This window comes from Maricaulis virginensis (assembly GCF_027922185.1).
In the GTDB taxonomy this organism is placed as follows: Bacteria; Pseudomonadota; Alphaproteobacteria; order Caulobacterales; family Maricaulaceae; genus Maricaulis; species Maricaulis virginensis.
On record NZ_BSFE01000016.1, the window covers coordinates 33,607 to 40,165 of the forward strand.

Annotated in this window: 8 protein-coding genes; 7 read left to right on the forward strand and 1 reads right to left on the reverse strand. The window is 59.8% G+C overall.

Going from position 1 to position 6,559, the window contains the following annotated elements; translation table 11 throughout:
• Positions 1–80 precede the first annotated feature (80 nt).
• From repC to PKE71_RS17485, 7 genes are all read left to right on the forward strand, one after another.
• Complete coding sequence (repC, locus tag PKE71_RS17455; RefSeq protein WP_271188296.1) at positions 81–1,385, forward strand: plasmid replication protein RepC; 1,305 nt, start codon at positions 81–83, stop codon at positions 1,383–1,385.
• Positions 1,386–1,681: 296 nt separating this feature from the next.
• Positions 1,682–2,065, forward strand: coding sequence for a hypothetical protein (locus tag PKE71_RS17460; protein ID WP_271188297.1), 384 nt, complete (start codon positions 1,682–1,684; stop codon positions 2,063–2,065).
• Positions 2,062–3,114 carry a DNA/RNA non-specific endonuclease gene (locus PKE71_RS17465; protein ID WP_271188298.1) on the forward strand — a complete coding sequence of 351 codons (1,053 nt, stop codon included), beginning with the start codon at positions 2,062–2,064 and terminating at the stop codon, positions 3,112–3,114. The genes PKE71_RS17460 and PKE71_RS17465 overlap by 4 nt, the downstream gene beginning before the upstream one ends.
• A gap of 76 nt (positions 3,115–3,190) precedes the next feature.
• On the forward strand, positions 3,191–3,397 hold the full coding sequence (locus tag PKE71_RS17470) for a hypothetical protein (RefSeq protein WP_271188299.1): 207 nt from the start codon (positions 3,191–3,193) through the stop codon (positions 3,395–3,397).
• A 10-nt stretch (positions 3,398–3,407) separates the two neighbouring features.
• Positions 3,408–3,764, forward strand: coding sequence for a hypothetical protein (locus tag PKE71_RS17475; protein WP_271188300.1), 357 nt, complete (start codon positions 3,408–3,410; stop codon positions 3,762–3,764).
• Complete coding sequence (locus PKE71_RS17480) at positions 3,758–4,342, forward strand: YceI family protein (protein WP_271188301.1); 585 nt, start codon at positions 3,758–3,760, stop codon at positions 4,340–4,342. Before PKE71_RS17475 ends, PKE71_RS17480 begins: the two co-directional genes overlap by 7 nt.
• Before the next feature lie 335 nt (positions 4,343–4,677).
• Complete coding sequence (locus PKE71_RS17485; protein ID WP_271188302.1) at positions 4,678–5,343, forward strand: SOS response-associated peptidase family protein; 666 nt, start codon at positions 4,678–4,680, stop codon at positions 5,341–5,343.
• An 8-nt stretch (positions 5,344–5,351) separates the two neighbouring features.
• Here PKE71_RS17485 and PKE71_RS17490 read toward each other — a convergent pair whose 3' ends face one another.
• Positions 5,352–6,047, reverse strand: a complete 696-nt coding sequence (locus tag PKE71_RS17490) for a hypothetical protein (protein WP_271188303.1) — start codon at positions 6,045–6,047, stop codon at positions 5,352–5,354.
• Positions 6,048–6,559 lie beyond the last annotated feature (512 nt).

A 6,559-nucleotide genomic window follows, 5' to 3' on the forward strand; every position in this document is an offset into this window, starting at 1 on the left:
ACATTTCAGGTCAAGGAAAATGTGCCGTTGGCGCAAACCCTGGTCTATTGGCGAACGGCTCCTCCACATGGAGGGATCGAATGGGATCATCTGTGCAGAAAACGGGCAAGCGAAGCGCATTGCCTGAAGACATCATCAATGAACAACTCGTCCGCGAGTACGATGCGAATGACGTCCGGTTTTCGCGAATGGACGTGCGCAACCGCCTGAAATGGGTCAGGCAGCACCTCAATCGGGAGATCCAGCTGCCATTGTCGGCTTGGCTCTTGCTGGACGAGCTTATCGGCCTCAGCCACGACATTGATTGGCAAAGCGGCCCGATCACGGTTTGGCCGTCCAACGAGCTGATGCAAACCTGGCTGGATGTATCAGAGCGATCGCTTCAGATTTTACTCAACCGGTTACGCCGCGCCAACTTCATCGCGTTCATCGACAGTCCTTCCCGGCAGCGGTGGGGCCGCCGCGATCCGGAGACCGGGCGCATTATCGAAGCCTATGGCATCGATCTGAGGCCGTTGGCCCAGCGGGTGCCGGACTTGGTCGCCTTGGCCGAGCGGGCCCAGCAGGAACGGCAGGACACCATCAACAAACGACGCACTGTCCGTGCTCTTATAGCTCGGGTGGAGGAGTATATCCGCACGGGCCGCCGGCAGGACGCCGCCAATGACAACTGGGACGTCCTGGAGGCCCAGGTGAACGAGATTGCCGCGCAAGTCGCGGACAAGCGTGTTCGTTTGCCGATCCTGGAAGCCGCCCTGGAAGCTCTGCGGCCGCTGGAAGAGGCAATCAAGAAGGCGATCGTGAAATTATTCCGCCCTAGGCGTCCGCAAGACGGCCGTAAAGCGCATGAATCCAATGAAGAGTCAGGCGAGGGTGAATCTGACTTCACCCATAAAACAACAACAGACCCCTCATCTCGTAGACGAGAGCATGTTGAGCCATCGCGAAACGATGTTGCGGCGGCCGTCTCCGCCAGGAACGCCAACCATCGTGCCGTCGTCGACCATCTCGATCGATACAAGATCACCCCTGCGGCCATCGCTGCAGCGTGCCCTGGTTTTGCCGATCTGATGGATGACGGATCCCGGGCCCAGCCCAGTTGGTCCGACATCCACGCCGCTGCCGAAAGAAACAGATCCGTTCTCGGCATTGCTCCGCACGCGTGGCGAACCTTGGTCTCAGAGCTCGGCCGGGACGGAGCGGCCGTCGCACTGGCGATCGTCGCAGAAAAATTCTGCCGCGGCGCGCGCGGGGAGGCACCGGTCATCGCTCGGCCTGCGGGATACCTCTACTGGATCGCCCGAACGTACGCCGATGGCATGCCCTTGGACCTTGGTCCGAAGATCCACGCGCTGCTCGGTCCGAAATCATCAACTGCGGCTTAGCTTTTCAGTTGCGACAGTAGTGTGGGGCGCTACAATGTCGATAAAATATCGGAGATGATTGCTATGATGCACACCGCAAAGTGCCGGCAGAAGTCGTCCGGAGCGTTCACCCTTACGTTGCCCATGGCCCTCGCCAAAGAGCTCAACCTGGGCGAAGTCTCCCAGCTGCTCTTTTGCTTGGCGCCGGATGGGTCGGTCTCCATGACTGTGGCGAATGACCGTATCGACGAACAAATTGCAGCCGCCCGTGCGGGATATCACAGGTATAGAGGCGCGCTACGTGCCATGAGCGACTCATGACCATCATCCGTCTCGAGCGCGATGTCGTGCGCGCTATCTACTTCCTGGCCAGCCAGTTCGCCGAAGGGCGTCAGGGCTGTCCCTCCCGCGCTTTAGACCGCGTTGAAGAGTGTTTGGCCTCACCCGCGGAAGATGTCGCCCACCTTGCGGCCGACCTGGCTGTAGCGGTCCTTCGGGAGAGGGTCTTTCCCATCGCCAATACCCAGACTGCCTGGCTCTTGGCGCACACCCTCTTGAGCGTGAACGGGCACGCAGTGCAGCTCGAACAAACCGATGCAGTTTTCCTCATGCTGGATGTTCAGCGTGGTGCTATCGGCCGCCGGCAGCTGGCCGCCGCGTTGAAGTATGGACGCAATATTCCTGTAGAGACGGCTGCATGAAAAAGATCGACCTTGCCTGCCTTGCAGCAGCCGTTTTCCTGGCCTGCACCGGCTCCGCTTCAGCCGAAAGGTTTGATTGTGGGTCCGACCGCGGCGCGTCGCCCTATGTTCTTGCGCCTACCGGCGTCCACGACCATCGCCGGTTTGCGCCGGCCGGCGCAACGGGGCCGACGCGGGATTTTGCAGCGTTTGCTGCCGCTTTCGACGATGACGATGACGACAACCAGGATGGCAGGCCGGATCTCACCGGAAATCCTACGTGGGTCGCGTATCATTTGCTTGGTGTCGCTCCGACGGCCGATGGTGCCTATGAGGAGCCCAACGTGTCCATTGATCGCCCGGACCGCTGGTATCGCTCCGACGATCTCTCCAATCATTGGATCGCCCGTCCCTGGATCACAGCTTCACGCATCGATGACAGCTATCGTGGCGTCGGCCGTGTCTGGAACCGCGGTCATTTCGCCATGGCGGACCATGCCCAACGCATCGGCCCCGAGGCATCCTGCAACACGCATGTATTCTGGAACGCCTCGCCGCAGGCGGCCGACTTCAATCAGGGACCCTGGCTCCATCTGGAGACTTACACTGCCGCCCTATCCAATATGGTCGGGGAAATCTGGATCATTACCGGTCCGATTTTTGACGACGCACCGCTTCGCAATATCGCTGAGCCGCACGAAGTCCCTGTTGCCGTTCCCCACGCATTCTTCAAAATCATCGTCCGCGAGATTGATGGCGCAATCGATGTTCGAGCCCTAATTTTCGAGCACCCAAGCGTGGGGCCGCATGGACATGTCCAGCCGGACCCCGCCGAAGCGGCCGGCTGGATCAATTGTCGTTCGGCGGGCCGGGCAGGGCACACCTATACACCGGCGGACAATCTCGTTGCATTGAGAGACGTCGAGGCCCGGACAGGGCTTCGTTTCCTCCCAGACCATCCTCTTCGTGCCGATCTCGTCGATCGCCAGCCCGACAGTCTCTGGCACGTGCCGGAACCGTATTGGTCGGGATATCTCTGTGGCGGCCAGGCAACGGTCGGAGCGGACTAAATCTGATTGTTTAATCCACGTTTAGTGCAGGCCAATGTCGTCACTTCCTGAGTACCCCCACACGGCCGGACCGATCATGCAAGTGATCGAGGACCATGTTTTGCCGGCGGCGGATTTCGGCCCCGTGCAGTTGATCGACGGCTTTGCCAGCTACCTGGACCGACTGGCTGCGGCCGATCCGGATCCGGCCCGCCAAGCAGCGTATCGCGCTGCGGCGGCCAAGGTCGCCGAAGCGACCGTCATTGTTCGTGGCCCGGACGTCATTCGCGCGAACGATTTTTGAGGAGGCCGATATGTCAGCTTCAAAGCCCCACCAGCGTCCCGAACCTCTATCCATCGACTGGATAGCGCTCGAATTTCTGGCGCAAGAACATACCGGCTGGGTGGGTTTGGACGTGTTCGCCCAGGACGAGAGTTTACCCGATCCGTTCCGGGTCGGCCTGACCACGGCCCTTATGCTGGTCGACGCCGATCTCTTGGATATTCACGACAAGGCTCCAAAGGTTCGCCTGTCGCGCGCCGGCCGGGAGTGGCTCGACCAGACACGTCCTCGCTGGATGGCATCTGGCCGGACGTCTATCCGGCAAATGATGTCGGCCGTGATGGACCACTTCGATCGCAAGAGCTTTGAAGGACAAAACAAATGCTGAGAATTCTCGCAGTTACATCCGCCATTGCGGGCCTGACCGTCTCTACTGCGTTGGCTGATCCCCAACCGTTCGAGTTCGATCGAACCCATACCGAGATCCGCGCGACCTGGGACCATCAGGGATATTCGCATCAGTCGCTCGTTCTGACCGCCTTCGAGGCGGATATGTCGATCGATCTGGAGGATCCGAGTGCCAGCCACATTGACGTCGTGTTTGCTCTGGATGGCGGCTTGTGGGTCGGTGCAGACCAGGACGATTTCGTCGAGCATCTCGAAAGCGCGGATCTGTTCCACATCGCCGAGTTTCCAACAGCGCGGTTCGTTTCAACCGATTTTGAGACCGATAATGGCGAACAAGGCACGATGCGTGGTGAGCTCACAATGCTCGGCCAGACACACGAAGTCTCGCTCTGGGTGGAGCTTCGCAAGGTCGGGGAAACACGCGATGGGCGGACGAAGTTGGGGCTGAACGCCAATACGACTCTCTCGCGATCGCAGTGGGGCATGGACTACGCTGTTCCTGCTGTATCGGACGCAATTGGCATCACGATCGAGGCGGAATTGGTCAGCGCCGGATAGGCGGTTCGTGACGATCGTGCGGATTGACTCTCTGTGTGTGTTCCGCAAATGTTCCGCTCCTCATGGCTACACGGAATGTCACAAAGATCTGGCTCGAGAGTTATCGCAGTTTCGGCGAGATCCAGCGCCGGCGCCTGCCGCTACGACTGACTTGCCGAAAGTGTGATGTCATTTTGCGCGCCGACCTGGACGTTTTGATCTGGGCGCGGGGCCGGGCCGGTTCGCCAATCGATCTGCATCCTCGCTGCAAGCGATGGGATTGTGACGGCCACATGATTTTCCAGGGACATGTGGGCGGGGTTTGGCGCCCGCTGGTTTCCGGCTAGGATTTCGAAATGTGCAATCTGTATTCGACTGACACGGGCCTCGATGCCATCCGCAGCGCGGTCCGTCAGCTGAGCCTCGATCTGCAGCCCGGCGAGGGCCTGGGCAATTTCGCCGGCATCGGCCGCCTATATCCTGATCAAGACGGCGTCATCGTTAGACGCGAGGATAACGGATTGCGCCTGTCCTCGATGCGGTGGGGCTTCCCGCCTGCACCGACAAAGGACAAGCCGAAATCGGCCAAGCCAATCACAAATATTCGCAACCTGGACAGCGGTTGGTGGCGAAATGTGAACGGGGAGTACCTCCGCGAGCCCCAATATCGTTGTCTCGTCCCGTTCACGAGGTTCGCAGAGCCGCTCAAAGGGCGTGTCAATGCCTGGTTTGCGCTGCCCGGGCAGGAGATCGGCTGGTTCGCAGGCGTCTGGCGTCCTTGGCACGGCGAGCGCCTGGCTGAAGTCCCTGGCGAGCCCAAACGCAAGCGGGTCGAGCAAGATTGGCGGTTGTACGCCTTCCTGACGACCAGCCCCAACAGCGTCGTCAAACCCATACATCCCAGAGCGATGCCGGTGATACTCACCGAGCCGGCCGAATGCCTGGAATGGCTGGCGGGTGGCGACGACAGCTTACGGCTGCAGCGCCCTCTGTCTGACGAGCGTTTGCAGCGGGTCGAGTAGGATATTGCCTAGGCCGGTTCGGGCTCGGCCGGCACACCACCATCGCCACCTGGCAGAGGCGGCCAGTTCGCAGGGAGCTGATCACCCGCGGCTATATCGCCTTGCAGATGGGCGACCCGCCACCAGCTGCGGATCCGATCCAATTGGTCGCGATCCGGATACTCACCTTCCAGCCAGTTCACACCCAATTCGCCAATCCGATCGGCCATGTCGATCGCCGCGTCCAAGCGTGTGAAATACAGGCGGCCGATATGAAGAAGTTGGCCGCCGGGCTCCAGGGTTATTCCGTACATCTCGCTGCCCAGAACGCGGCCGTCAGGCCCCACAAGCCGGTGAACGACAAGGGGGGACGCGCCCAACGTGTCCACTTTCACCGGCCGATCCGACTGCCCAACGAAATCCAGGAACGTGAATCCGCGCTCGATCGCTGGCCGATCAGGCAGGGGCGGATTGTCCGATCGGTAAATCGCGCTGGGATCGTCGGCGAATAGGGGCATCCATTCTCCCATGCACGGCAACAACTGCACAGATAACTCTTCTGCCAGTGCAACGCCAGCAAGGTCGGCCGCGCACCAGTTCAATAACTTCCTCTGTCGCGCATAAGAAAGATTATGAGAAATCAATGACTTAGAGAGTTTCGCAAGCTGGTGACGTTCAAAAGATGTGAGAATCTGGTGATGTTCAAAAGATGTGAGAATCCTCATCAAATAAGGGGTTACCTTGGTCAAACTCGTGAGAATTGGTCAAAAGTTCTGAGAATGGCCTGCGGGAGAGCGTTCTGAGATGGATCCGCCCTACTGCCAGGCTGACAGCAGCGAGCGCTGAGCGCACCCACTGCCTGCCGCGCCTGGCGGCTCAGGTTCCCCGGGCTTGGCCATCAGTGAACTCGCCAGGGCCGGTGCTCAGCATGGCGCGATCAGTTATCAGTCTGTCGAGTGTTGTGCGACGAGCTCAGAGCCGGCCCGCTCTGGCGACCGTCGCTGACGCCCAACGGCACCGGCCAGCCATGTCGGGCGTCATCAGTAGCTTTAGGGTGGTTAGTGAAGCATTCGAAAATTGGCGAAGGTCACGAGAGAGGAGCTTGGCCCTGTTGAACGAGGCTCACGTCCGCGCGATCAATACGAGGTCCTACTGAGAGGGCGCCGAGATGGACAAGGATCAAATGTCCGATAATTGGCATTATCGGACATTGCGTAAGGTCCCGAATATCCATAAC

What these genes read in the sequence shown, in the direction of transcription:
- PKE71_RS17475 (WP_271188300.1), top strand. Translation starts at nt 3,408, where the DNA reads ATGTCAGCTTCAAAGCCCCACCAGCGTCCCGAACCTCTATCCATCGAC.
- PKE71_RS17470 (WP_271188299.1), top strand. Translation starts at nt 3,191, where the DNA reads ATGCAAGTGATCGAGGACCATGTTTTGCCGGCGGCGGATTTCGGCCCC.
- PKE71_RS17490 (WP_271188303.1), bottom strand. Translation starts at nt 6,047, where the DNA reads ATGAGGATTCTCACATCTTTTGAACATCACCAGATTCTCACATCTTTT.
- PKE71_RS17465 (WP_271188298.1), top strand. Translation starts at nt 2,062, where the DNA reads ATGAAAAAGATCGACCTTGCCTGCCTTGCAGCAGCCGTTTTCCTGGCC.
- PKE71_RS17460 (WP_271188297.1), top strand. Translation starts at nt 1,682, where the DNA reads ATGACCATCATCCGTCTCGAGCGCGATGTCGTGCGCGCTATCTACTTC.
- PKE71_RS17480 (WP_271188301.1), top strand. Translation starts at nt 3,758, where the DNA reads ATGCTGAGAATTCTCGCAGTTACATCCGCCATTGCGGGCCTGACCGTC.
- repC (WP_271188296.1), top strand. Translation starts at nt 81, where the DNA reads ATGGGATCATCTGTGCAGAAAACGGGCAAGCGAAGCGCATTGCCTGAA.
- PKE71_RS17485 (WP_271188302.1), top strand. Translation starts at nt 4,678, where the DNA reads ATGTGCAATCTGTATTCGACTGACACGGGCCTCGATGCCATCCGCAGC.